Here is a 22848-nt window from a genome sequence, read left to right as displayed (position 1 = left end):
GCGAAGTCCTGCAATGCGCTGGATCGTGATTGTCGGTTCTCGTGCGCCGCCTAGATGCAAGGGTGTGACCCTCAGCCTGCGTCGCATGCCGAGGACTCTTTTGTGGGACCCTGAAGCAGGAAAAGACAATATGACATCGATCTCGAAGACGTTCGCGGCTTCCGCTGCGACGCTGTTTGCGTCTGCGTTTCTTGTTCTGTCGGCGCCGGCTGCGAAGGCCGACGATTACTGCATCACCAACGGCGCCCAGGCCGCGCACGGCTGCGGCTATCCGACGATGGAAGCCTGCCGGCAGGCTGCTGGCGGTATCGGCGGTTCGTGCTCGCAGGCCGGCGGTTCGAAGACCAGCAACGACGCGCTCGCTTTCCAGCCGAAGCAGACGAAGCAGCCCAAGGTTCGCTCGGGCGCGCAGAACTAAGGCCTGAATTCAAGACCTGATCCAGGACATTGCGGCCTCCGAGAGTGATCTCGGGGGCCGTTGGTTTATGACAAGCAGGTAACGGGGCGCCTCAGCGATATCTGCCGCGAAACTCGCGCGGGGAGGTGCCGGTCCAGGTCCGAAAGGCCCGCGAAAAACTCTTCTCGTTGCGGAAGCCGGCGATCTCCGCGATCCGCTTGATCGGCGCGCGGCCGCGCATCAGCTCCTGCTTGGCGAGCTCGAACTTTGCTTCTTCCTTGAGATCGCGCAGCGAGGTCGCTTCCTCGCGCAGGCGGCGATGCATGGTGCGGGTGGAGAGCGCGAGCTCGCTCGCGACGTCCTCGGCGCCGAGGACCCGTCCGCGCGCATTGCGCAGCACGCGGCGGACGCGCTCGACCAGCAGCCGGTCGCGCCGATAGGGCAGCACGGTCAGCCTGAGCGCGCCCTTCAGCATGTTGTCGAGATCGGCGGCGCTGCGGGTCAGCGGCAGCGAAAGATAGTGCTTGTCGAAGACGATGCGGGCATGGGCCGCGTCGAAGCGGATGGTCCGCGAGAAGATGGTCGGATAGACGGAGACGTGGCCGGGCTCGGGAAACGGAAACTCGGCGGTGCGGAGCGCGATCCTGGAATCCACCGCCCAGCAGGAGAAGCCGAGCACGTAGCGGAGCAAGGTGACGAGGCAGAATTCGCGAAAGGCTCCGAGGTCGCGCTGCTCGCGGATCGACACGATTGCGGTCTCTTCGCCGACCTCGAGATCGAGCAGCACGTCCTCGGTGAGCAGGCGGTGATGCCGGCACCAGCGCTTGAGCGCGACCTCCAGCGTCGGCGCCGTGATCGAGGCGCGGCACAGCATGCCGTAGGTGCCCCATGGCAGCCGGCGCGAGAACCAGCCGAGCGCCTCGTCGTCGAGCTCGCGCATGGCGTGGCCGGCGAGGGCCTCGAACTGGACGGCCGTGACCCGCCCATCCGGAGAATTGACAAGGTCTGGCGCTATTTGACCCCGCTGCAGCGCCTCAGCGGGGTCCAGTCCGTAGCGCGCATAGGCGGCCACCACGCCGCGGACAAAGGCGGCGGGGGTCACGGCGCGGCGCGGGATCGCGGTTGCGGCTTGGAAAGGCATCGGATTTCTCTCGGAAATCCTCGCCAAGTTTGGCGGAAAATGCAACCTTTTCGACTGCAGAAGGGCCCGGTCCCCGCTAGGTTCGGTCTCAAATTACGGAGGAATCGCCTTGAACATCCCGAGCATCGATTTCGATCTGGGCGAAGACATCGGCATGTTGCGCGACACGCTCCGCGCCTTCGTGGAGGCGGAGATCACCCCGCGCGCCGCCGACATCGAGAAGGCCAATCTGTTCCCGGCGGACCTGTGGAAACGCCTCGGTGACCTCGGCCTGCTCGGCATGACCGCGCCGGAGCAATATGGCGGCTCGAACATGGGCTATCTCGCCCATATCGTCGCCATGGAGGAGATTTCGCGCGGGTCCGCGGCTGTGGGGCTGTCCTACGGTGCCCACTCCAACCTCTGCGTCAACCAGATCCGCCGCAACGGCAACGACGCCCAGCGCCAGCGCTACCTGCCCAAGCTGATCTCCGGCGAATATGTCGGCGCGCTCGCGATGTCCGAGCCTGGCGCCGGCTCCGACGTGGTCTCGATGAAGCTGCGCGCCGACAAGCGCGGCGACCGCTACGTCCTCAACGGCTCCAAGATGTGGATCACCAATGGCGGCGATGCCGACGTGCTGGTGGTCTACGCCAAGACCGATCCGGAGGCCGGCCCGCGCGGCATGACCGCCTTCCTGATCGAAAAGGGTTTTAAGGGCTTCACCCACGGCCAGCATCTCGACAAGCTCGGCATGCGCGGCTCCAATACCTATCCGCTGTTCTTCGACGAGTGCGAGGTGCCGGAGGAGAACGTGCTCGGCAAGCTGGGCGAGGGCGTCAAGGTGCTGATGTCCGGCCTCGACTATGAGCGCGCGGTGCTGTCGGGCGGCCCGCTTGGGATCATGGCGGCCTGCATGGACGCCGTCGTGCCCTACATGCACGAGCGCAAGCAGTTCGGCCAGCCGATCGGCGACTTCCAGCTGATGCAGGGCAAGCTCGCCGACATGTATGCGACCTGGCAGGCTACGCGCGCCTATGTCTACGCGGTCGGGCGCGCCTGCGACCGCGCCGATCACGCCCGCAGCTTGCGCAAGGACGCGGCCGCGGCGATCCTCTATTCCGCGGAGAAGGCGACCTGGATGGCGGGCGAGGCGATCCAGGCGCTCGGCGGGGTCGGCTACACCAGCGAATTCCCTGTGGGTCGTCTCTGGCGCGACGCAAAACTCTACGAGATCGGCGCCGGGACATCCGAGGTGCGCCGCATGCTGATCGGCCGCGAGCTGATGGCCGAGACCGCGTAAGCTCCTTCCAATTGGAATTGCCGCGGAACTGGGCCAACCTGTCCGCGGCCCCTTAGACATCACCAGCACGCGGGACTTGCATGCCGCTCCATTCCAGCATCGATCCTTCTTCGTCGGACTTTGCGCGCAACGCCGAGGCCATGCGCACGCTCGTCGCGGACCTGCGCGAAAAGCTCAGCCAGGTCGCCGGCGGCGGCGGCGAGGCCTCGCGCAACCGCCACACCGCGCGCGGCAAGATGCTGGCACGCGAACGCGTCGACCTCCTGGTCGATCCCGGCACCTCGTTCCTGGAGCTGTCGCCGCTCGCGGCCTACGGCCTCTATAGCGGCGACGTGCATTCGGCGAGCGTCGTCACCGGCGTCGGGCGCATCTCGGGCCGCGAATGCGTGATCGTCGCCAATGACGCCACCATCAAGGGCGGCACCTATTATCCGATGACCGTGAAGAAGCATCTGCGCGCGCAGGACATCGCGCGGCAGAACAATCTTCCTTGCGTCTACATGGTGGATTCCGGTGGCGCCTTCCTGCCGCTGCAGGACGAGATCTTTCCGGACGAGCGCCATTTCGGCCGCATCTTCTACAACCAGGCGCAGATGTCCTCACAGGGCATTCCGCAGATCGCCATCGTGATGGGCTCCTGCACCGCGGGCGGGGCCTATGTGCCGGCGATGTCGGACGAAAGCATCATCGTGCGCAACCAGGGCACCATCTTCCTCGGCGGCCCGCCGCTGGTGAAGGCGGCGACCGGCGAGGTGGTGAGCGCCGAGGAGCTTGGCGGCGCCGACGTGCATTCGCGGCAATCGGGCGTGACCGATCACTACGCCCAGAACGATGCCCATGCGATCGGGATCGCCCGGCGCATCGTCGGCACGCTGAAACCGTCGGTGCGGCCGAATCTCAACATGCATAAGCCGCGCGATCCGCTGTTTGCGGCAGAGGAGATCTACGGCGTGGTGCCGGTCGACGGCAGAAAACCGTTCGACGTGCGCGACATCATCGCGCGTGTCGTGGACGGCTCCGAGTTCGACGAGTTCAAGAAGCTTTACGGCACGACGCTGGTGTGCGGCTTCGCCCATATCTGGGGCTACCCGGTCGGCATCATCGCCAACAACGGCATCCTGTTCAGCGAGAGCTCGCTGAAGGGCGCGCATTTCATCGAGCTGTGCTGCCAGCGTGGCATTCCGCTGGTGTTCCTGCAGAACATCACCGGCTTCATGGTCGGCAAGAAATACGAGGCCGGCGGCATCGCGCGCGATGGCGCCAAGCTGGTGACGGCGGTTGCCACCGCCTCGGTGCCGAAATTCACCGTCGTGATCGGCGGCTCCTACGGCGCCGGCAATTACGGCATGTGCGGCCGCGCCTATTCGCCGCGCTTCCTCTGGATGTGGCCGAATGCGCGCATCTCGGTGATGGGCGGCGAGCAGGCCTCGATGGTGCTGAGCCAGGTCCGCCGCGACAATATCGAGGCCAAGGGCGATAGCTGGTCGAAAGAAGAGGAAGATAAATTCCGCGAGCCCATCCGCGCGCAATATGAGAGCCAGGGGCATCCGTACTACGCGACCGCGCGCCTCTGGGACGACGGCGTGATCGACCCGGCCGACACGCGCCTGGTGCTCGGGCTTGGCCTCTCGGCGGCGTCGAACGCGCCGATCGAGCCGACGAAATTCGGCCTGTTCAGGATGTGATGCGATGGACCGCTCGATGCTCTACCGGCGTTTTCGCACCCTCCTGATCGCCAACCGCGGCGAGATCGCCTGCCGCGTCATCCGCACCGCGCGTACCATGGGCCTGCGCACCGTCGCGGTCTATTCCGAGGCCGACCGCGACGCCATGCATGTCGCGCTCGCCGATGAAGCCGTGCTGCTCGGGCCCGCACGTGCCCGCGACAGCTATCTCAATGTCGAGCGGCTGATCGAGGCCGCGAAAAAGACCGGCGCCGAGGCGGTTCACCCCGGCTACGGCTTCCTGTCGGAGAATGCCGAGTTCGCGCGGGCCTGCCTGGACGCCGGGTTGGTGTTCGTCGGCCCGACCGCCGGGATGATGACGGCCATGGGCTCGAAGTCCGGCTCGAAAGAGCTGATGGAGAAAGCCGGCGTGCCGCTGGTGCCCGGCTATCACGGCGATGCCCAGGATGATGCGACGCTGGCAAAGGCGGCCGAGAAGGTCGGTTTCCCCGTGCTGGTCAAGGCCTCCGCCGGCGGCGGCGGGCGCGGCATGCGGATCGTGCGCTCCGCAGCCGAGCTCGGGCCTGCGATCGTCAGCGCCAAGCGCGAGGCGCTGGCTGCGTTCGGCGACGACCGCATGCTGATCGAAAAGTACGTCGACAATCCCCGCCACATCGAGGTGCAGATCATCGGCGACAGCCACGGCAATCTGCTCTCGCTGTTCGAGCGCGAATGCACGCTGCAGCGCCGGCATCAGAAGGTGATCGAGGAGGCGCCGTCGCCGACGCTGAACGCTGCCCAGCGCGAGACGGTCTGCGCCGCAGCGCGCAAAGCGGCAGGCGCCGTGAACTATGTCGGTGCCGGCACCATCGAGTTCGTCTCCGACGGCAAGGACGTGTTCTTCATCGAGATGAACACGCGCCTCCAGGTCGAGCATCCCGTGACCGAGCTGATCACCGGGATTGATCTCGTCGAATGGCAATTGCGCGTCGCCTTCGGCGAGGCGCTGCCCTTGAAGCAGGACGAGATCAAGCTCAACGGACACGCGATCGAAGCGCGCGTCTACGCGGAAAATCCCACCAAGAACTTCATGCCGTCGGTCGGAAAGATCTCGACCTGGCGCCTGCCGGCGGAGACCGGGGGCTTGCGCATCGATGCCGGCTATCGCGAGGGCGATATAGTCTCGCCTTACTACGATGCGATGCTGGCAAAGACGATTGCCTGGGCGCCGACCCGGGACGTTGCGATCGACCGCCTCAACCGCGGCCTCGAAGAGTCCGATGTCCGCGGCATCGTCACCAATATCCCGTTCCTGTCGGCGCTGATCACGCACCCGAAGGTGCGCGCGAATGCGATCGACACCGGCTTCATCGAGCGCGAGCTGGCGGTGCTGACCTCAGCGGCGCCTGCGCCCGGCGAGCTCGAGCTCTGCGCAGCGGTGGCAGCAATCGTCAACGAGGAGCGGCAAGCCGCGCAGGACGAGGCGAACTCTCCGTGGCAGACCTTTGGCTGGCAGCCGGTCGGCCGCCGCCAGCGCAACTTTGCCTTCCGCGTCGGCCATGGTCCGGAACAAAAGATTACGCTGAACTACGGCAGCGGGCCGTCCACCCTGATGATCGGCGAGCGCGAGCTGGCGTTCACGATCGCGGCGAAGGACGGCGGCTTCGATCTCACGCTCGACGGGGTGAAATCGAGCGTGGCGGCCGTGATCAGCGGCCATGAGCTGTATTTGCGTACACGCAACGGCCGCTTCGACCTGCACTGGGTCGATCAGTTCGGCGGCGAGAGCGAGGAGCATGTCGGCGAGGACAAGATCGCGGCACCCTTGCCGGGCACAGTCGTCGCCGTGCTGGCCGAGGAGGGCGCCAAGCTCGATAAGGGCGCGCCGATCCTCACGCTGGAAGTGATGAAGATGGAGCAGACGCTGCGGGCGCCCTATGCCGGCGTGCTCAAATCCATCAAGTGCAAGGTCGGCGATATCGTGCAGGAGGGCGTCGAGCTCGCCGTGGTCGAACCTTCGGGAGACTGACATGAGCGACCAGGTCCGCATCATCGAGATGGGGCCGCGCGACGGCCTCCAGAACGAGAAGACGCCCGTCAGCGTCGAGGCCCGCATCGCCTTCATCGAGGCGCTGGTCGGGGCTGGCCTCGATACTGTCGAGGTCGGCGCGTTTGTCTCGCCCAAGGCGATCCCGCAAATGGCGAGCTCCGATGCCGTGCTGCGGGGCGTCAACCACATCAAGGGCGCCGAATTCCACGTGCTGGTGCCGAACGAGAAGGGCTATGACGCCGCGCGCACCGCCGGCGCCAAAGTCGTTTCTGTATTCGCTGCTGCCTCGGAAGGCTTTTCGCGCGCCAATATCAACTGCACGGTCGCGGAGTCCATCGAACGGTTCAAGCCGGTGCTGGCGCGCGCCAAGGCCGATGGCGTGAAGGTGCGCGGCTATATCTCCTGCGTGCTGGGCTGCCCATTCGACGGTGAGATCAAGCCGAAGGCCGTCGCCGATCTCGCGAGCACGCTGTGGGATCTCGGCTGCTACGAGATCTCGCTCGGCGATACCATCGGCGTCGGCACGCCTGATAAGGCGAAAGACATGTTGCGTGCGGTCAGCGCCAACATCCCGCCCGCAAAACTCGCGATGCATTTCCACGACACCTACGGCCAGGCGCTCGCCAACCTCTACGCAGGGATGGAGGAGGGCGTCCGCGTCATCGACGCCGCCGCCGGCGGGCTCGGCGGCTGTCCCTACGCGCCGGGCGCGACCGGCAATGTCGCGACCGAGGATGTCGTCTACATGCTCGAAGGCATGGGCGTCAGGACCGGCGTGGATATGGCGAAGCTGCTGTCGGCGACGAACGCGATGAGCGGCGTGCTGGGCAAGCCGCCGGTGAGCCGCGTGGCGTCCGCGTTGAATGCGAAGAAGAAGCGGGCGGCCTCCTAGTTCTCCGTCATTGCGAGCGGAGCGAGGCAATCCAGAGTCTTCCCATTGAGGCAGTCTGGATTGCTTCGTCGCTGCGCTCCTCGCAATGACGGCTGGGGTAGCTCTCGTAGGGTGGGCAAAGGCGCGAAGCGCCGTGCCCACCATCTTTCGCAATCATTGGCAGGTGGTGGGCACGCTTCGCTTTGCCCACCCTACGAGACCTGCCGTCAGGCCGCCTTCAGCCCGACATCGGGCAGCTGCGGCCGGTTCTTCAGCGCCTTGGCCATCATGGCCTCGACCTCGGCCTTCTCCTGCGGCAGCAGTGCGAGGCGCGGCGGGCGGGTCAGCGCGGTGCCGCGGCCCATGATGTGCTCGCACAGCTTGATGCACTGGACGAGGTCCGGGCGGGCATCGAGATGCAAGAGCGGCATGAACCATTCGTAGAGCGGCATGGCCTCGGCCAGGCGGCCGGCCTTGGCCAGGCGGAACAGCGTCTCGCCCTCGCGCGGGAAGGCGTTCGACATGCCGGAGACCCAGCCCACGGCACCCATGGCGACGCTCTCGACGATGACGTCGTCGAGCCCTGCAAACAGCACGAAGCGGTCGCCGACCATGTTCCTGGTGTCGATGAAGCGGCGGGTGTCGCCAGAGGAGTCCTTGAAACAGACCACGGTCTCGACGTCGGCGAGCGAGGCCAGGATGTCGGGGGTGACGTCGTTCTTGTAGATCGGTGGATTGTTGTAGAGCATCACGGGCAGGTCGGTCGCGCTGGCAACGGCACGGAAATGCGCGGCGGTCTCGTGCGGCTTGGACGAATAGACCAGGGCCGGCATCACCATCACGCCGTCGATGCCGACACGTGCGGCTTCCTTCGCCGTCTCGACCGCGAAGGCCGTGGTGAACTCGGCGATGCCGCAAAGCACGGGCACGCGGCCGGCAGCGACCGACTTCGCGGCTTCCATGATCGCGACCTTCTCCTTGCGCTCGAGCGAGGTGTTCTCGCCGACCGAGCCGCAGACGATCAGGCCGGAGACGCCGTCGCGGATCAATCCGTCCATCACCTTGGCGGTTGCGTCGATATTGAGCGACAGGTCGTCGTTGAATTGCGTGGTGACGGCCGGGAAGACGCCTTCCCAGGAAACGCGGCGGCTCATTTATTTGACTCCAAGTGAATAGGCCGGCGGGGGGCTGGGGCCGCCGGCTGTGGTGAAGAGGATGGCTGATGAGGTCAGAGCGTGGCGCCGACCTTGCGCAGCTCGGCGAGAACCGGTGCCTTGGGCAGCCAGATCTTGTCGAACTCGGCGATGACGGCCTCGGTGTCGCCGGCTGGGACCTGACGGATCGGGATCGGCGCGTTCTTGAAGTTCTCGATCAGCGCCGGCTCGTTGCCGGCGAGCTCGTCGATCTGCGCGTCCAGCGTCGCCTTGATCGTCTTGGTGATCAGCTCGCGGTCGGCCGCGGGGAGCGACTGCCAGACCCGGCCGGAGACGACCGCGGCCATTGGCATGAAGACCGCGTTCATCTGGAGAATGACCTTGGACACCTTGTCGAAGCGCTGGTTCCAGGAGAATTCGAGATCGGCCTCGAGACCGTCAACCTGGCCGTTGGCCATAGCGTCGAACACCTGCGGCGTCGGGATCGGCGTCGGCGCTGCGCCCAGCGAGGAATAGAAATCGCGATAGACGGGGGTCGGGTTAATGCGCAGCTTCATGCCCTTGATGTCGGCGAGCGTATTCAGGTCCTTGGACGAGAACACCGCGCGCATGCCGGTGATGCCCCAGCCGAGGCCGATCGTGCCGGTCTCCTGCGGCAGCACCTCGAACAGTTTGACGGCGGCCGGATGCCGCACGAATTTCGCCACCGCCGGCGTCGAGCGGACGATGTAGGGCGCGTTGATCGCCGCGATGTGCGGCACGCGCGAACCGAGCTCGGCGGCCTGGATGAAGCCCATGTCGAGCGCACCGGACTGCAATTGCTGCATCATGGCGGGCTCGTTGCCGAGCTGGCCGGAGTGGAACACGGTCAGCGTCAGGCGGCCGTTGGTGGCGGCCTTGAGCTCATCGCCGAATTTAAGCGCGGCCTTGTTCCAGGAATGGCCGTTGGGCGTGATCAGTCCGAGGCGAAATTCCTTGGCCTGGGCAAGCGCCAGCGACGGCGCGAACACCGATGCGGCGGCACTGGCGGCGAGAAAGCGGCGGCGTGAAAGCGGCATGGTCGGGCTTCCTTTTGGATGGGCCTATTTGACGAGGATCAGCGAGAGCGAGGGGTAGAGCGAGAGCAGCACCAGGAGGACGCAGGAGATGACGAAGAACGGCAGCGTCACCATGAACATCTTGCCGGGCTTGGCGCCGGTGACCGCGGCCGCGACGAAGAAGCAGAGCCCGACCGGTGGCGACAAAAGCCCCAGCACGAGGTTGATCACCACCACGACGCCGAAATGGCGGGGATCGATGTGATAGACGTCGGTCGCAACCGGCAGCAGGATCGGCACCGTCATGATCAGGCCGGGAATGCCGTCGATGACAGTGCCGATGATCAGCAGGATGACGTTGCAGATCAGCATGAAGCTGATCGGGTCCTTGGCGGCGGACTGGATCCAGCCGGCGGTTTCCTGCGGCACCTTGCCGAAGATCAGGACCCAGGAGAACACAGCCGCAGCTGCGACCAGGAACAGCACGATCGCCGAATAGATGCCACTGCGCAGCATCATCTGCGGCAGCTGCGAGAACTCGAACTCCTTGGTCCAGTATTTTCCGACCAGTGCAGCAGCGACCGCGCCGACCGCTGCGGATTCGGTCGCGTTGGCGAGGCCGCTCAGGATCGTGCCGACGATGACGATCGGGATCAGCAGCGTCGGCGACGTCCGCAGGATCGTCATGATCCGCTGGCGCGGCGTCTGATAGTCCGCGCGAGGATAGTTGTAGACGTATCCCATCAGCGCGATGACGAGGCAGAACATCACGGTGAGGATGACGCCCGGCACGATGCCGGCGATCAGCATGTCGCTGACCGAGACCTGCGCCAGCACGCTGTAGACGACGAACATCACCGAGGGCGGGATGATCGGGCCGAGCATGCCGCCATAGGCGGTGAGGCCAGCCGCAAAGGTCTTGTCGTAGCCCTTCTTCTCCATTTCCGGCACCATGATCTGGGCCATGATCGCGACCTGCGCCGTGGCGGAGCCCAGGATCGAGGAGATGAACATGTTGGCGAGGATGTTGACGTAGGCGAGCCCGCCCTTGAGCGAGCCGATGAAGGCCATCGCCATGTCGACGATCCGCCGCGTGATGCCGCCGCCGTTCATGATCTCGCCGATCAGGATGAACAGCGGAATCGCGATCAGGCCGTAGCTGTCGACCCCGCCGAACAACTGGAGCGGATAGGACTGGAATAGCACGGGATTGCCTGAGGCGGCGATGTAGACGAGGCCGGCAAGGCACAGGCAGAGCCCGATCGGCACGCCGACCAGCATGATCGCGACGAAGGCGGCGGACGTGACCATCAGTTGACCCCGTCGAGCTCGGAGAGTTGAAAACCTTTCGGCGGCGTGCGCGGCACCAGCTCGAGATCTTCGAGGAGATTGGCGAGGCCGTGCACGGTCATCGAGACCGCGAAGATCGGCAGCGTCAGATAGAGGACCCAGGTCGGCCAGTTCAGCGTCTGGGTGTGCTCGGTGTAGAGGAAGTTGAAGGTTTCGGCCGCGAGCTTGCGCCCGTCGAACCCGGCGCGTGCAAGCCCGACCGGGTCCATCCAGAGCACGCAGGTGATGGTCAGGGCGACGCCGAACACGACGACCAGACTGGTCGAGATCACCTTGGCGACCTTCTGGTGCTGCGGCGAAAGCCGCTCCGTCAGCATCGTCACTGCGAAGTCGAGCCGCAGCCGCGTCATCGCGGAGGCACCGACGAAGGTCAGCCAGACCACGCAATAGACCGCGGATTCATCGATCCAGTAGATCGGGAAACGCGCGTAGCGGGTGACGACGTTCACCAGGATCAATCCGGTGAGCAGATACATCAGGCCCATCAGCGCGATGCGCTCGACGGCGAGCAGGGCGCTCGACATCCGGACGATCGCACGCCGGAGGCTGAGCGCGCGCGTGGCCGGCATCGTCTGCTCGATCATGAAGAGGCCCCAACCCCGAAGATTTGTCGTGCGATTGCCAAATGTATAATTTATACAATTTGGGAGTCAAACGAAGATTGCGGTCAAATCGGCGGCAGGACGCGCTTTCGCTGGGCACCGGCTTTTGCAGGACACGTCAACATGCAAGAGAGGGACCGATTCGGCCGAATGAGTCGGGAAGGATGACGGAAGGTCAGATGAAACAGCCTCTGAAGCATCGCACCCTGTCGGCGGCGATCGTCGACCAGCTCCGGCAGGCGATCCTCGACGGCACCTATCCGGCGGGATCGCAGCTGCGCCAGGACGCGCTTGGGGATGCCTATGGCGTCAGCCGCATCCCGGTGCGCGAGGCGTTGTTTCAGCTCGAGGCGGAAGGTCTGGTGCGGATCGTTCCGCAGAAGGGCGCCATCGTCTCCGAGCTGTCGCTGGACGAAATCAACGACGTGTTCGACCTGCGCCGCATTTTGGAGCCGCGCCTCCTGGCGCAATCGGCACCGCATTTCTCCGCGGACGATTTCGACGCACTCGACGACATCCACAGGCAATTCGAAAAGGCCATCAAGGCCAAGAATGTCAGCGACTGGGGCCAGCTCAACGCCGACTTCCATTTGGCGCTCTATATGCACGCCCCGCAGCCGCGCACCCGCGCGATTGTGCTGTCATTGCTCCAGACCAGCGACCGCTACACGCGCCTTCAGCTCTCCAACACCAAGGCGATGGGGACGGCCGAAAAGGAGCACGCCCATCTGATTGCGCTGTGCCGCGCGCAGAAGGTCGAGGAGGCCTGCCGCTTCCTGGAGCGGCACATCGAAGCCGTGCGCAAGGACCTGTTGCAGGTGGTGGCGATCGCGCCGAAGGGGCGGCGGAAGAGCGAGTAGGGTGGGTTAGTCCGTAGGATGGGTAGAGCGCAGCGAAACCCATCAATTCCGTCCGCGCGGGGAGACGATGGGTTTCGCTGCGCTCTACCCATCCTACGGCAGTTTTGATTGTCGCTACCTGCTCCCGTCCGGCCCCATCACGAGGTCCGGCAGCCAGGTTGAAATCCCCGGCACGAAGCACAGCAGCAGCACCGCGAGCATCATCAAGAGCACGAAAGGCAGCGTGCCCCAGATCACCTCGCGCAGGGGGATATCAGGCGCGACGTTGCGGATGACGAAGATGTTGAGGCCGACCGGCGGATGGATCAGGCCCATCTCCATCACGATGGTCATGACGACGCCGAACCAGATGATGTCGAAATTCGCCGCGCGGAGCGGCGGCAGGATGATCGGCGCCGTCATCAGGATGATCGAGACCGGCGGCAGGAAGAAGCCGAGCACGACCACCATGACGAGGATCGCGAACAAGAGCTCCCAGCGCGGCAGATGCATCGCGACGATGGATTCGGCGACCGATTGCGAGATGTGCAGATAGCTCATCACGTAGGAATAGAGCAGCGACATGCCGATGATCATCATCAGCATGGTCGATTCCCGGATCGTCGATTTCATGATGGGCGCAAGGTCGCTCGGCCGCCACACGCTGTAGATCGCGGCGATCAGCGCCAGCGCAAGCAGACCGCCGAGGCCCGCGGTTTCCGACGGCGTGGCATAGCCGCCATAGAGCGCGATCATGACGCCGGTGAGCAGCAGCACGAACGGGATCACCCGCGGCAGCACGCTGAAGCGTTCGGCCAGCGTGTACTCGTCGCGAGTCAGGATCGCAGCCTCGGGGCCGCCGTTCTTGTAGATCGCTTCAGCCGCCTTGTACTCCTGGCGGAAGCGGATCACGGCATAGGCGCCGAACAGGGTGACCAGCAGCAGGCCGGGTCCGATGCCGGCGAGGAACAGCCGTCCGAGCGACTTTTCCGCGGCGACCGCGAACAGGATCATGGTGATGGACGGCGGCAGCAGGATGCCGAGCGTGCCGCCGGCGGCGATGATCCCTGCGGCAAAGCCGCCGGAATAGCCGCGCTTGCGCATTTCGGGGATGCCGGCCGAACCGATCGCCGAGCAGGTCGCCGGCGAGGAGCCCGCCATCGCCGCGAACAGCGCGCAGGCAAACACATTGGCGACGCCGAGCCCGCCGGGGACGCGATGCAGCCAGGCATGCAGCGCCGAATAGAGATCCTGGCCGGCGCGCGACTTGCCGATCGCCGCGCCCTTCAGGATGAAGAGCGGGATCGACAGCAGCGTGATCGAGGCCATTTCCTCGTAGACGTTCTGCGTCACCGTATCGAGCGAGGCCGCGGGCATGTAGATGCCCATGAACACGACTGCGACGGCGCCCAAGGCAAAAGCTATGGGCATGCCCGAGAACATGATGACCAGTGTCGCGATGCCGTAGGCAAGGCCGATCCCGAACACGCTCATGGCCGCCGGCCTCCAGTAAAGGGCAGCGCGAGCTGCACGAGAATCTGGACGCAGAGCAGGCTCATGCCGAGCGCCATCAGCGAATAGGGAATGGCGAGCGGCGGCGACCACATCGAGTTCGAGACCTGACCATCGACATAGGCCTCGTGGGCCAGCGTCCAGGATTTCCAGGTGAAGAAAGCGCAGAACAGGAACGTCGCGGCGTCGACCAGCCAGAGCCGGACCCTGTTGGCGAGTGGCGAGAGCAGGCCGACAAAGGCCTCGATGCCGATATGGCCGCGGTTCTGCTGCACATAGGCGGCCGTCATGAAGGTGGCGCCGACCAAAAGGAACACGGCGGCCTCGTCCTGCCAGTAGTTCGCGGCCTTGAACAACGCGCGGCTGAGCACGCTGTAGCTCAGGATGGCGCAGGCTGCGACCAGCGCGATCGCGGCGAACACGACGATGATGCTGTTGAGGACAGCGAGACCGCGATCGATCGCCGCCGCGGGGCCCGACCCAGCGGCTGCGCTCGTCTGATCGTCACGATCCGGAAGCGGACCGTGGCTCATGCCGCAACGTCGGTGGCAAGCTTGAGCAGGTTGGCCGAGGTCGCGGTCTTGGCGCCGTAATCCTTCCAGGCGGTGTCACGAGCGATGTCGCGCCACTTGCCGACGGTCGCGGCATCGAGCACCGAGACCTTGGCGCCGGCCTTCTCGTAGACCTTGGCAACCTCGACGTCGTCATCCTGCGCGCCCTTGCGGCCGAAGGCCTCGAGTTCCTGACCCACGGCGAGCAGGACGTCCTGCTGGTTCTTCGGCAGCTTGTCGAAGATCGCCTTCGACATCATCAAGGGCTCGAGCATGAACCAGTAGGAGGCGCCGGCGCCCGATGTCAGCGACTTTGCGACCTCTTCGAGGCGGAACGAGATCAGGCTGGTCGAGGAGGTGATGCCGGCATCGCACGCGCCGGTCTGCATTGCCGCGTAGATTTCGTTCGAGGGCACCGAGAGCACCGAGGCGCCGGCGGTCTGCAACACCATGTCCATCTCGCGCGAGCCGCCGCGCACCTTCATGCCCTTGGCATCTTCCGGAGCGACGAGCGGCTTGGAGCGGCTGGCGACGCCGCCGGCCTGCCAGACCCAGGTGAGCAGGATGATGCCCTTGTCGGCGAGGAAGTCGGTCAGTGCCTTGCCGACCGGCTCTTTCTTCCAGCGCTGGCCCTGGTCGTAGGTGGTGACGAGGCCCGGCATCAGGCCGATATTGGTCTCCGGCAGTTCGCCGCCGGCGTAGGGCATCGGATAGAGCGAGATGTCGAGCGCGCCCTTGCGCATCGCGGAGAACTGCGCGTTGGTCTTGATCAGCGAGGAGTTCGGATAGATCTCGGCGGCGATGTCGCCATTGCTGCGTTTGCTGACTTCAGCGGCGAACATGCGGCAGAGACGGTCGCGGAAATCGCCCTTGTCGATGGTGCCTCCAGGGAATTGATGCGAGATCTTCAATGTGGTGGCGGCATGCGCGGTCCCGGTACCGAAGCGCAAGATGGCGGGTGCAGCGACGGCGGTCGCGATCAGATGGCGGCGCGTAATCATGGTGTGATCCCCTTGAACGTTTCTTTGGACGGTTTTTGTTGGTGTGATTTGGATCGGGTCTTGTCAGACCGGCTTCAGGCCCATCCTAGCCGGTCTTTCACCCAATGTTCTCTCATCTGATAGTTCGAGACCGAATGCCGCGGCAAGTGCCGGCCGTGCTGCGCTGCACACTTGCCGTCCTGCTGCTCCGGATGGAAGCCCGATACCGCAGACGCGATTGCGGCGAATGCGCGGCCTGGAGAAATTTATCGGCAAGGCCGTAACAACTCCGCTGCTCGATCCGTCGAGATCAATTAGCGGCGTTCGTCGCTGACAAACACCATCTCGAAGGGAAGATGATCCATGACCATTCGTACCCGTATCGCGCTCGGCGTCTCGGCTGCCGTTCTCTCGCTTGGCCTCGCGCTGTCGCCGGCCGCTTTTGCCCAGGACAAGATGGGCAAGGATGACGGCATGATGAAAAAGGACACGATGTCAAAGGACGGCATGAAGAAGGATGCCATGTCCAAGGACGACGGCATGAAGAAGGATCACATGTCGAAGGACGGGATGAAGAAAGACGACGGGATGATGAAGAAGAACTGATCTTCCGTCGTCACCGGCGCGCGTGCGAAAGGCAGACGCACGCTCGAACGTTCGGGGCGGTCATGCGTGCCGCCCCGAAAAGTGATGTCCCAGTTCAAATTCAAATGAACGTGAGCTGCGAAGGTTACTTCCGCTTGGCCTTGCGGGCCGCGTAGCGCGCGTCGCGCTTGGCCTTCTGCTCGGCTTCGAGTTCAGCCTGTCTGGCGACCGCTTCCTCAGCCTCGCGGGCGATGCGCGCGGCTTCGGCGGCCTTGGCTTCTTCCTCGATACGCTTCTGCTCGGCCTTTTCCGCCTCGCGCGCGGTCTTTGCCTCGGCGCGCTTGGCCGCGAGTGCCTCGCGCTCGGCGCGGCGAGCCGCGACCGCGGGATCATCGGGCCCCGGCTGCGACTTGAATTTGTTCAAAAGATTTTTGCGTGCGTCCTGCGCCGCCTTTTGCCGGTCTGCGAAGCCGGGTTCCCTGAATCCACTCATCGACGAGCCTTGTCTTCCTCGCTTTCGATCCTACATCACTGCCTGTTGGTACGTCGGCTGGGCATAGCAGGCGCAACGCGACGCAGAAGCGTGTACATCGGCGCGCGTCGCGAAGCCACCCATAATCGCAGCCGATCAGGTAGACGAAAAATCGCTCCCCCGACGATCTCTCGTAGCCCCGAAAAACTGCCGAATTGTGATGTCCCTCATAGTGGGCGCCCTGACGCAACGCCTAGCGTCCGCCCCAATACGAGACGGAGCACGGGCATGACCATCTTTCGGCTGGGCCTCAAGGCGCTCGCGCTCATCCTCGTGGTGGCAGCGCTGGCGGGTGCCGCATTGCTGTTTGCCCGTCCACAACCGGTTGAGAACGCAGTTCTGGGCGCCGACTGGGAATGCAGCCAGACCGCCTTCGTGCTCACGACCTGCGCACCGCGGGCCCGCGAGGCAATCCCGGCGGTCGAAACCTTGCGCAAGGATGCGATCCGCCAGACCCGGGGCTGAGCCGGAAGGGCTGGCCAGGATGTGACGCCACGTCGCAGAGGTGATAAAGCCGGCTCAACCGTGCGATCAGGTTGTCATGTCGAGCCCCACCTCCAAGCCCGAACCGGGCGAGAAGCCCAAATCCCCGCAAAGACCGCAACCGGGCGACAACCGCCGCGGCGCCATTGCCGGCCTGATCATCGCGCTTCTGATCCTCGGAATCGGCTGGTGGCTCGCCCGCGATCTCACCTCGGCCAGCAAGATGCAGGATTGCCTGATGTCGGGGCGGAGCAATTGCAACGTCATCGAACCGGCGCGCTAGCGGCGCTCCGGCACGACTCGTCGCAGCCCTTTGGGGCCGAAAAATTGCCGTGATCTTAACCATTTGTAACGGGACTTGGCCGATCACTTGGCCGATCAAGCAGGTCAGTTATGTCAGCCGGCATCACCCCGGCGCGAGGCGAATCGTCTATCGCGCGCGGGACCACGGCAAGCGAGAGAGTAGGGGGTCATGCACGCATGAGTGCGTCCAGCCGCAAGACAATCATCATTCCCTTGGTTTCGGCCATGTCTTTGCTCGCGCTCTCGGCGCAGGCACAGGAAGCCAGGCCGCCCAGGGACGCGAGCCCGCCACCGGCCGGGCAGGGCGCCGGCGCGCCGCCCCAGACCAATCAGAACATGCGCAAGGGCCCTCCGCCGCAGCAGGCGGCCCGGCCCGCGCAGCAGCCCGGCGGCCAGCCTCACGCTGGCGGCCCCGGTCCCGGCCCGTACCATGCCGGCGGACCGCCGCCCGGCCGCAGCTACGCGCGTGGCCCCGCACCGGCGCGCGACTGGGGCGGACATGCCTATCGCGGCAACCTCGCCTGGGATGGCGGGCGCTGGCGCCACGAAGTCCATAACGGCCGCTCCGGCTGGTGGTGGGACGTCGGCGGCGTCTGGTACTATTATCCGCAGCGGATGGCCGGTCCGCCCGGCTACATCTCGGAGGAGTATTACGACGATGTGCCGGTGGCCTATGCCCCGGCGCCGCCTCCGGTCGCTTACGAGCCGCCACCTCCGCCGCCGCCGGCCGATCCCGGCGCAAGCGCGCTGGGCGGTGCCATTGTCGGCGGCGTGCTCGGCGGCCTGATCTCGGGTAACGCCACGGGTGCAGCCGCAGGCGCGGTGATCGGCGGCGCCACCGGCGCGATCGCCGGCGCAACGGCAGCCTCGCGCCCCGGCTACTACGTGGCCGAGGGCAATTGCTACTACCGCTATCCAAACGGGCAGTATGTGCAGGCCGATCCGCGCGCGTGCTACTAAGCTTCTGCGCAGGATCTGAAACCGAAGAGGCGGGCGAAAGGCCCGCCTTTTTGTTTGCCGGTCGATCCAGTTGCGCGCGGACGAGGGCTGATCGCCTGCCGTGTCAGGACACCAGCCAATTGAAGAATGCCATCGCGCCCCAGACCAGGCCTGCGATCCAGGCCAGCGTCACGAGACCGATCGCCGCAAGGCACGCGATGCCGAACAGGTCGGACCTCTGTCGTTGTGTCGGAACCCTGGCCTCGGCGGTTGCTTCCTGTGTCATGACGACCTCCCACGCCGTCTCGCGCTCCCTTGGCAGCGCTCCCTTGGCAGCGCTGAAGTGCTGTTTAGCGCGAGAGGCCGTGCGCAGGCTGTGACGCAATTCACAGATCGGAATGAAGCCGCCTCCGTTGACTGGCGCCGGAGAGCGTCTGAAACCGCGAGTGCAACTTCTCTGGTGCCACAATCAAAGCGTGTTTGAATCGCTCATAGCAACGTCGGTCCTCCGCAATCATACGGACGAAATTGCCACGCACTTGTCCAGATCGAGCGGCTAAAATCGGACTCATGTGCAACAAGTACGACCCGCAGCACGAAGCCGAGGCCGCAATGAAGCGCGCCGCAGCGGCCGAAGGCGCCGATCGGCAACGACTGATCGAGCTCGCCATCGCCTGGCATCAGCTTGCCCGCGAGCGGCGCGACGATGAGCCGACGGAATAGCGGTCGCGCGATCAGCGCTACGGCAATTCCATATTAACAATTGCGCAGCGCTGATTTTCGCGGTCGCGATTCGTGCTTTGCGAACGAAGCGGAGTCGGACCGTGAACAAACAAAAGCTCCGAAGGCGCGTTGGTGCTGTCACGCAGCTTCCGACTTCGGGACCGCGTCGGCATTGACCGAAAGCTTGACGGTATCGCCCTCGACCGCGCCGATATATTTCGTATCGATGTAGTGGTGGTGGTCCTCGTGACCCGGCGGGCTGTCCTTGCGGGTCAGCTTGATCCGGTTGCCCTCGAGACGGTCGACGGTGCCGACATGCACACCGTCCTTGCCGATGATTTTCATGTGTTCCCTGATTTTCGGCATGATGTCCTCCTTTCGCAGTCTCAACGATGCAGACGGCTGTTCGTTGCTCCGCGTAGCGCGCCGCAGTTTGGACCCCAAAGGCGCGCCGGACGTTGAAGGAGAGTTGCAGCTGACAAGCGTGGTATGGAGACCATCGAGGCCTATCTGGAGCGCAAGCACAGGGAGATCGGGCTGCTGAATGGCTGCCTGAGCAACCCGCAGCGCCTGGCGTGCCCGCGCACGGCGGACGAGGTCATCAGGACCAAATTCCAGCTGACCGCCGCGCTGCGCGCCGAACATTCGTTGCAGGACTGGAAGGCGACGGAGACATCCTGGTCGGCCACGGCGTCTCCGACCAGCGGTCCGTTCACATTCAGCTACGACTATCAGCGCGCGGATCTGAAGGTGAACGGTCCCTCGTTCTATGATCGCGAGCCCGGATGCAGCAGCGAGACGATCTATACCGCCTCCGGCATGGCTGCGATCTCGGCGCTGCTGTTTGCCGCCACCCGGATCGTCGCCGGGGCTGAGATCCGGGTTTTGCCGGGCTCCTACGGCGAGACGCTGGAGCTGATCGAGCGCTTCGTCCCGGAACTGCGGCTCATCACGTTGAGCTTGCCGTCGTCCAATGTCTTGGCTGGCGCCGGCGCGCCACGAATCCTTCTGCTGGATTCCTGCGTCTCGGCCGGCGCGTTCGAAGCAGCGCTACGCTGCGATGGTTCTGGTCTCGATCTCCTGATCTTCGACACGACATGCTTTGCCGGCCGGTCCGGTCGTATCCGGCGTGTCTTGCGCTGGGCAAGGCGAAGCGGAATTCCCGTCGTGATGGTGCGAAGCCATACCAAGCTGGATTCGCTCGGGGCGGAATACGGCCGGCTCGGCTCCGCGGTGTTCGTCCGCTGGAGCGAGGAGGGCGCGCCGACGAATGGCGCAATGGCCGAACGCCTCGCAGCGGAGACGCGCGATGCCGTCCGCCTTCTCGGCGGCGCGGCGCTGCCGGCACATTTCCCTCCGTTTGTTGGTACGGCGGATTATTGGGCCTTAACGAAGCGGCGCGTCGCAGCCATCTTGCGCAATGGCCGCCATGCGGCCCGACTTTTCTCACGTGAGCTGGCCTCGCTCTCGGCCGAGCTCCACTTCACCCACGGCCTCTACGTCACGCTCCGCAGCAGGCGTCCCCTCGATGAAGCCGGCGCGCGGCAGGCCGCTGACGCGATGAGCCGCGATCTCGGCCGCGACGGCTTCCCGATCCGCCACGCCGGAAGCTTCGGCTTCGACTTCGCCGCGACCGAATGGTTTCACAATGCGACCACGGACGAGTACAGCGTCCGGGTTGCGGTGCCGGATCTGCCGACCGAGCTGTGGAATGATCTGGCGGCGGCGATTGCGGGGTGGTGGCGGACGCACCAGACACCGGGCCGGGGATGATGTGCGGGCCGCCGCAGCATGGATCAATCGATCGCCAGGCACTGCTCCAGGGGCTGCTTTTCCGGGAGCGGCCTGTCGTGATTGCCTCGCGACCACGCTTGAACGGCGAAGGCCAGCTCATGCTGGCGCGCCACCGCGTCCGTAATGGATGCCCGCGCCGTCTCGACGCGCTTTACGATCGCGCCAGTGTTCACGTCGACGCCAGCGTCAATTGCCAAAAATGATATCGCGATCACGGCCACCGCAGATGCGATGGCCATTCTCGTCCACTCGGACAGTGGCATCGGAGTCCTTCTCGGGCGCACGTCGCCCGGCGCATAGATAGGACCGATGCGCCCGGTTCAAAGGCCCGGTGCGGGGTTACCCACGCGTTCGTGATGAGAAGGAGCGAAAGGTTCTGACGCTCAGCTTAGCTCGTTGAGGATGGCGACGACGTCCAACGGCCGATCCGGGAAAAAGTGGCAATCGCCGAATCAACCTTGGTAAGATGCTGGGGGACTGCCACGCCGGTGTTGGGCTCCAGCTCAGCGGACAGGATCAACGAGAAGTAGTTTTGGAAGAAGTTTTTGAGGGATCTCGGATAGTGGATAACGAAAACCTTGAGGCGCGCGTCGCGCATCTGGAAGGGCAGCTATATCGGTTGTTGGTTGCCCTCTGCTGCGCGCTCAGCACCATTCTTGTACTCATCTTCTACAATAGGCACCCGTACTTCAGCGAAGAGGACCTCGGCGCCCTGGTAACGCGAGTAGTCGGCACTGCAACGTCAGCTTTCGTCGTGGGATGGCCGATCGTTAGATGGGTTGTCGGCAAGAAGTCTGAATAGACTTTGTGGCGCTTGCGAATGCACGCCGAGGCTGGAGATGCGAATGAAGACCTTCTCCTCATTGCGGAGAAGTATCTGCAAAGTGTGTGTGGCCCGTCTGACGCGGGGGTTGCAAGAGAAGAACGTCCATCTTTTTGAAAACACTGGCGATCCCGGCAGGACAAATACTGGCTGCAAATTCAATAGGATACAGTGGCTAACCTAGCTTATGGTGCCACTGGCCTAGTTTAAGTTTTCAGCCCAGTGGATAACCGTCTACTCTGAGATCGTCTGATGGGGGGAGGGACGAGATGTCGATCTATGACCCGTTGAGGGACAAGCTCGCGGCTAACACCTCCGCGTCCCTCAAGATGACCTTCGCCGAGATCGAAATGCTGATCGGCCGCTCGCTCCCGAAATCAGCCTATGAGTATGATGCATGGTGGGCGAACGAAGACCCCGACGATACCAATCATAGCCACAGCCGTGCGTGGACAGTTCCGGGGTATCGAGCCGAACCAAATCGGTTGCAGCGGACGGTAACCTTTCGACGCAGGGGATAACATTGTCCGCTGCGAACCCATATCGACGACATTTAATATTGTTGATCGCTTTAGCCGGTCTTGCGGGATTGGTAACTGCCACCGCGCTGATATTAAGCCTTGGCATTGGCGGGCCGATAAGCACGGCCTTGATTGGTCTGATAAGTACGATTGTGGGCAGTGCTATTAGCTTCGGCGCCGTGACGGTTCACGATGCTAGGCGTCAAGAGGAAGAGATCAAAGCTATGAGAGCAAGTCTCTACGCCGAAATCGTCGATCGAGTTGCACGCTGCGCGAATGACTACATCGAACCGTGGCGAGGTTGGGGAACGAGAAAGATCGTTGGTGAAGACGCCAAATTCCTTCCGTCGCTTCCGCTCGTGTTGCCCGCCGTGGCAGGAAAGGTTGGATTGCTCGATGCCGAGGTACTGCTGGCAGTGACGCAATTTTACTTCCGTCTCTCTGTCCTACGGGACGCAATCGAACTGGTTTCAAATGACCCCGATACCAGTGAAGCCATCCGATTGAACCGCGTTAATATGATCCAAAAGCGATTTCTCAGTTGCTTCGACCCTGCGCTGCGTTCACTGAAACTGCTTGAAGTACCTGGCTGGCAGCAATTCGATCTCGAAGCCGCCAAGGTATATCCTCATTTAAAGAAAGAGGCGGGCAGCTTCCGTGAAATCCTCGAACGATTTGCTGCTTTAGCGGCATCGGAAAACATCGTCTGAAAAGC

The 22848-nt window shown here is 64.1% G+C and carries 25 protein-coding genes; 13 read left to right on the top strand and 12 right to left on the bottom strand.

Translation table 11 applies throughout. The features are described from left to right. Window positions 1-130: 130 nt before the first annotated feature. Window positions 131-418 (top strand): DUF3551 domain-containing protein, encoded by a 288-nt coding sequence (locus QA649_RS24755; RefSeq protein ID WP_283019487.1) that lies wholly within the window; start codon window positions 131-133, stop codon window positions 416-418. Window positions 419-509: 91 nt separating this feature from the next. Here the strand turns inward: QA649_RS24755 and QA649_RS24750 are convergent, their stop codons facing one another. Then, window positions 510-1538 carry an AraC family transcriptional regulator gene (locus QA649_RS24750; RefSeq protein WP_283019486.1) on the bottom strand — a complete coding sequence of 343 codons (1029 nt, stop codon included), beginning with the start codon at window positions 1536-1538 and terminating at the stop codon, window positions 510-512. A 109-nt stretch (window positions 1539-1647) separates the two neighbouring features. Between QA649_RS24750 and QA649_RS24745 the strand changes: the two genes are divergently transcribed. The 4 genes from QA649_RS24745 (at window position 1648) to QA649_RS24730 (ending at window position 7426) form a co-directional block, all read left to right on the top strand. Then, window positions 1648-2820: an isovaleryl-CoA dehydrogenase gene (locus QA649_RS24745; RefSeq protein ID WP_349254030.1), complete on the top strand. Its 1173-nt coding sequence runs from the start codon at window positions 1648-1650 to the stop codon at window positions 2818-2820. An 80-nt stretch (window positions 2821-2900) separates the two neighbouring features. Next, complete coding sequence (locus QA649_RS24740) at window positions 2901-4505, top strand: carboxyl transferase domain-containing protein (protein ID WP_283019485.1); 1605 nt, start codon at window positions 2901-2903, stop codon at window positions 4503-4505. 4 nt (window positions 4506-4509) lie between these two features. Next, window positions 4510-6513 (top strand): acetyl/propionyl/methylcrotonyl-CoA carboxylase subunit alpha, encoded by a 2004-nt coding sequence (locus QA649_RS24735; RefSeq protein WP_283019484.1) that lies wholly within the window; start codon window positions 4510-4512, stop codon window positions 6511-6513. Between the two features lies 1 nt (window position 6514). Further along, entirely contained in the window at window positions 6515-7426 is a 912-nt protein-coding gene (locus tag QA649_RS24730) for a hydroxymethylglutaryl-CoA lyase (protein WP_283019483.1), read from the top strand. A 206-nt stretch (window positions 7427-7632) separates the two neighbouring features. Here the strand turns inward: QA649_RS24730 and QA649_RS24725 are convergent, their stop codons facing one another. From QA649_RS24725 to QA649_RS24710, 4 genes are all read right to left on the bottom strand, one after another. After that, window positions 7633-8559: a dihydrodipicolinate synthase family protein gene (locus tag QA649_RS24725; protein WP_283019482.1), complete on the bottom strand. Its 927-nt coding sequence runs from the start codon at window positions 8557-8559 to the stop codon at window positions 7633-7635. A 74-nt stretch (window positions 8560-8633) separates the two neighbouring features. Continuing rightward, on the bottom strand, window positions 8634-9617 hold the full coding sequence (locus QA649_RS24720) for a TRAP transporter substrate-binding protein (RefSeq protein WP_283019481.1): 984 nt from the start codon (window positions 9615-9617) through the stop codon (window positions 8634-8636). 24 nt (window positions 9618-9641) lie between these two features. After that, on the bottom strand, window positions 9642-10907 hold the full coding sequence (locus QA649_RS24715) for a TRAP transporter large permease (RefSeq protein WP_283019480.1): 1266 nt from the start codon (window positions 10905-10907) through the stop codon (window positions 9642-9644). Continuing rightward, window positions 10907-11530 carry a TRAP transporter small permease gene (locus tag QA649_RS24710; RefSeq protein WP_283019479.1) on the bottom strand — a complete coding sequence of 208 codons (624 nt, stop codon included), beginning with the start codon at window positions 11528-11530 and terminating at the stop codon, window positions 10907-10909. The genes QA649_RS24715 and QA649_RS24710 overlap by 1 nt, the downstream gene beginning before the upstream one ends. 197 nt (window positions 11531-11727) lie before the next feature. Here QA649_RS24710 and QA649_RS24705 point away from each other — a divergent pair, with 197 nt between their 5' ends. Beyond that, the gene (locus QA649_RS24705) at window positions 11728-12408 is read left to right on the top strand and encodes a GntR family transcriptional regulator (protein WP_283019478.1); all 681 of its coding nucleotides are present in this window, start codon (window positions 11728-11730) and stop codon (window positions 12406-12408) included. 114 nt (window positions 12409-12522) lie between these two features. Here the strand turns inward: QA649_RS24705 and QA649_RS24700 are convergent, their stop codons facing one another. Genes QA649_RS24700 through dctP form a run of 3 tightly spaced genes read right to left on the bottom strand, consistent with a single transcriptional unit; the run spans window position 12523 to window position 15451 of the window. After that, window positions 12523-13881, bottom strand: coding sequence for a TRAP transporter large permease (locus tag QA649_RS24700; protein ID WP_283019477.1), 1359 nt, complete (start codon window positions 13879-13881; stop codon window positions 12523-12525). Beyond that, a complete protein-coding gene (locus QA649_RS24695; protein ID WP_283019476.1) occupies window positions 13878-14432 on the bottom strand; it encodes a TRAP transporter small permease in 555 nt (184 codons plus the stop codon). Before QA649_RS24695 ends, QA649_RS24700 begins: the two co-directional genes overlap by 4 nt. After that, on the bottom strand, window positions 14429-15451 hold the full coding sequence (gene dctP / locus QA649_RS24690; protein ID WP_283019475.1) for a TRAP transporter substrate-binding protein DctP: 1023 nt from the start codon (window positions 15449-15451) through the stop codon (window positions 14429-14431). The genes QA649_RS24695 and dctP overlap by 4 nt, the downstream gene beginning before the upstream one ends. 342 nt (window positions 15452-15793) lie before the next feature. Between dctP and QA649_RS24685 the strand changes: the two genes are divergently transcribed. Then, window positions 15794-16036 carry a pentapeptide MXKDX repeat protein gene (locus QA649_RS24685; protein ID WP_130367076.1) on the top strand — a complete coding sequence of 81 codons (243 nt, stop codon included), beginning with the start codon at window positions 15794-15796 and terminating at the stop codon, window positions 16034-16036. Between the two features lie 124 nt (window positions 16037-16160). Here the strand turns inward: QA649_RS24685 and QA649_RS24680 are convergent, their stop codons facing one another. Beyond that, window positions 16161-16508, bottom strand: a complete 348-nt coding sequence (locus QA649_RS24680; protein WP_283019474.1) for a DUF6481 family protein — start codon at window positions 16506-16508, stop codon at window positions 16161-16163. Window positions 16509-16775: 267 nt separating this feature from the next. Between QA649_RS24680 and QA649_RS24675 the strand changes: the two genes are divergently transcribed. The 3 genes from QA649_RS24675 (at window position 16776) to QA649_RS24665 (ending at window position 18293) form a co-directional block, all read left to right on the top strand. Continuing rightward, on the top strand, window positions 16776-17012 hold the full coding sequence (locus tag QA649_RS24675) for a hypothetical protein (protein WP_283019473.1): 237 nt from the start codon (window positions 16776-16778) through the stop codon (window positions 17010-17012). A 76-nt stretch (window positions 17013-17088) separates the two neighbouring features. Next, window positions 17089-17313 (top strand): hypothetical protein, encoded by a 225-nt coding sequence (locus QA649_RS24670; protein ID WP_283019472.1) that lies wholly within the window; start codon window positions 17089-17091, stop codon window positions 17311-17313. A 197-nt stretch (window positions 17314-17510) separates the two neighbouring features. After that, on the top strand, window positions 17511-18293 hold the full coding sequence (locus QA649_RS24665) for a hypothetical protein (RefSeq protein WP_283019471.1): 783 nt from the start codon (window positions 17511-17513) through the stop codon (window positions 18291-18293). Between the two features lie 103 nt (window positions 18294-18396). Here the strand turns inward: QA649_RS24665 and QA649_RS24660 are convergent, their stop codons facing one another. Together QA649_RS24660 and QA649_RS24655 are read right to left on the bottom strand one after the other, a co-directional pair. Continuing rightward, entirely contained in the window at window positions 18397-18558 is a 162-nt protein-coding gene (locus QA649_RS24660) for a hypothetical protein (protein ID WP_283019470.1), read from the bottom strand. 575 nt (window positions 18559-19133) lie between these two features. Continuing rightward, window positions 19134-19361: a DUF2171 domain-containing protein gene (locus QA649_RS24655; protein WP_283019469.1), complete on the bottom strand. Its 228-nt coding sequence runs from the start codon at window positions 19359-19361 to the stop codon at window positions 19134-19136. A gap of 123 nt (window positions 19362-19484) precedes the next feature. On the opposite strand from QA649_RS24655, the gene QA649_RS24650 reads away from it, so the two are divergent. After that, window positions 19485-20768, top strand: a complete 1284-nt coding sequence (locus tag QA649_RS24650) for a hypothetical protein (RefSeq protein ID WP_283019468.1) — start codon at window positions 19485-19487, stop codon at window positions 20766-20768. A 23-nt stretch (window positions 20769-20791) separates the two neighbouring features. Here the strand turns inward: QA649_RS24650 and QA649_RS24645 are convergent, their stop codons facing one another. Beyond that, on the bottom strand, window positions 20792-21028 hold the full coding sequence (locus tag QA649_RS24645; RefSeq protein ID WP_283019467.1) for a hypothetical protein: 237 nt from the start codon (window positions 21026-21028) through the stop codon (window positions 20792-20794). A gap of 853 nt (window positions 21029-21881) precedes the next feature. On the opposite strand from QA649_RS24645, the gene QA649_RS24640 reads away from it, so the two are divergent. Beyond that, window positions 21882-22133 (top strand): hypothetical protein, encoded by a 252-nt coding sequence (locus QA649_RS24640; protein WP_283019466.1) that lies wholly within the window; start codon window positions 21882-21884, stop codon window positions 22131-22133. Window positions 22134-22135: 2 nt separating this feature from the next. Further along, complete coding sequence (locus QA649_RS24635; RefSeq protein WP_283019465.1) at window positions 22136-22843, top strand: hypothetical protein; 708 nt, start codon at window positions 22136-22138, stop codon at window positions 22841-22843. The last annotated feature ends 5 nt before the right edge of the window (window positions 22844-22848 follow it).

Origin of the sequence: Bradyrhizobium sp. CB1717 (assembly GCF_029714325.1) — a bacterium.
Classification (GTDB): Bacteria; Pseudomonadota; Alphaproteobacteria; order Rhizobiales; family Xanthobacteraceae; genus Bradyrhizobium.
Note: the sequence above shows the minus strand (reverse complement) of the source record. Positions and strands in the feature narration are given on the sequence as shown.

Coding starts and splice junctions, on each gene's coding strand:
- QA649_RS24755 (WP_283019487.1), top strand. CDS start 131: ATGACATCGATCTCGAAGACGTTCGCGGCTTCCGCTGCGACGCTGTTT.
- QA649_RS24750 (WP_283019486.1), bottom strand. CDS start 1,538: ATGCCTTTCCAAGCCGCAACCGCGATCCCGCGCCGCGCCGTGACCCCC.
- QA649_RS24740 (WP_283019485.1), top strand. CDS start 2,901: ATGCCGCTCCATTCCAGCATCGATCCTTCTTCGTCGGACTTTGCGCGC.
- QA649_RS24735 (WP_283019484.1), top strand. CDS start 4,510: ATGGACCGCTCGATGCTCTACCGGCGTTTTCGCACCCTCCTGATCGCC.
- QA649_RS24730 (WP_283019483.1), top strand. CDS start 6,515: ATGAGCGACCAGGTCCGCATCATCGAGATGGGGCCGCGCGACGGCCTC.
- QA649_RS24725 (WP_283019482.1), bottom strand. CDS start 8,559: ATGAGCCGCCGCGTTTCCTGGGAAGGCGTCTTCCCGGCCGTCACCACG.
- QA649_RS24720 (WP_283019481.1), bottom strand. CDS start 9,617: ATGCCGCTTTCACGCCGCCGCTTTCTCGCCGCCAGTGCCGCCGCATCG.
- QA649_RS24715 (WP_283019480.1), bottom strand. CDS start 10,907: ATGGTCACGTCCGCCGCCTTCGTCGCGATCATGCTGGTCGGCGTGCCG.
- QA649_RS24710 (WP_283019479.1), bottom strand. CDS start 11,530: ATGATCGAGCAGACGATGCCGGCCACGCGCGCGCTCAGCCTCCGGCGT.
- QA649_RS24705 (WP_283019478.1), top strand. CDS start 11,728: ATGAAACAGCCTCTGAAGCATCGCACCCTGTCGGCGGCGATCGTCGAC.
- QA649_RS24700 (WP_283019477.1), bottom strand. CDS start 13,881: ATGAGCGTGTTCGGGATCGGCCTTGCCTACGGCATCGCGACACTGGTC.
- QA649_RS24695 (WP_283019476.1), bottom strand. CDS start 14,432: ATGAGCCACGGTCCGCTTCCGGATCGTGACGATCAGACGAGCGCAGCC.
- dctP (WP_283019475.1), bottom strand. CDS start 15,451: ATGATTACGCGCCGCCATCTGATCGCGACCGCCGTCGCTGCACCCGCC.
- QA649_RS24685 (WP_130367076.1), top strand. CDS start 15,794: ATGACCATTCGTACCCGTATCGCGCTCGGCGTCTCGGCTGCCGTTCTC.
- QA649_RS24680 (WP_283019474.1), bottom strand. CDS start 16,508: ATGAGTGGATTCAGGGAACCCGGCTTCGCAGACCGGCAAAAGGCGGCG.
- QA649_RS24675 (WP_283019473.1), top strand. CDS start 16,776: ATGACCATCTTTCGGCTGGGCCTCAAGGCGCTCGCGCTCATCCTCGTG.
- QA649_RS24670 (WP_283019472.1), top strand. CDS start 17,089: ATGTCGAGCCCCACCTCCAAGCCCGAACCGGGCGAGAAGCCCAAATCC.
- QA649_RS24665 (WP_283019471.1), top strand. CDS start 17,511: ATGAGTGCGTCCAGCCGCAAGACAATCATCATTCCCTTGGTTTCGGCC.
- QA649_RS24660 (WP_283019470.1), bottom strand. CDS start 18,558: ATGACACAGGAAGCAACCGCCGAGGCCAGGGTTCCGACACAACGACAG.
- QA649_RS24655 (WP_283019469.1), bottom strand. CDS start 19,361: ATGCCGAAAATCAGGGAACACATGAAAATCATCGGCAAGGACGGTGTG.
- QA649_RS24650 (WP_283019468.1), top strand. CDS start 19,485: ATGGAGACCATCGAGGCCTATCTGGAGCGCAAGCACAGGGAGATCGGG.
- QA649_RS24645 (WP_283019467.1), bottom strand. CDS start 21,028: ATGGCCATCGCATCTGCGGTGGCCGTGATCGCGATATCATTTTTGGCA.
- QA649_RS24640 (WP_283019466.1), top strand. CDS start 21,882: ATGTCGATCTATGACCCGTTGAGGGACAAGCTCGCGGCTAACACCTCC.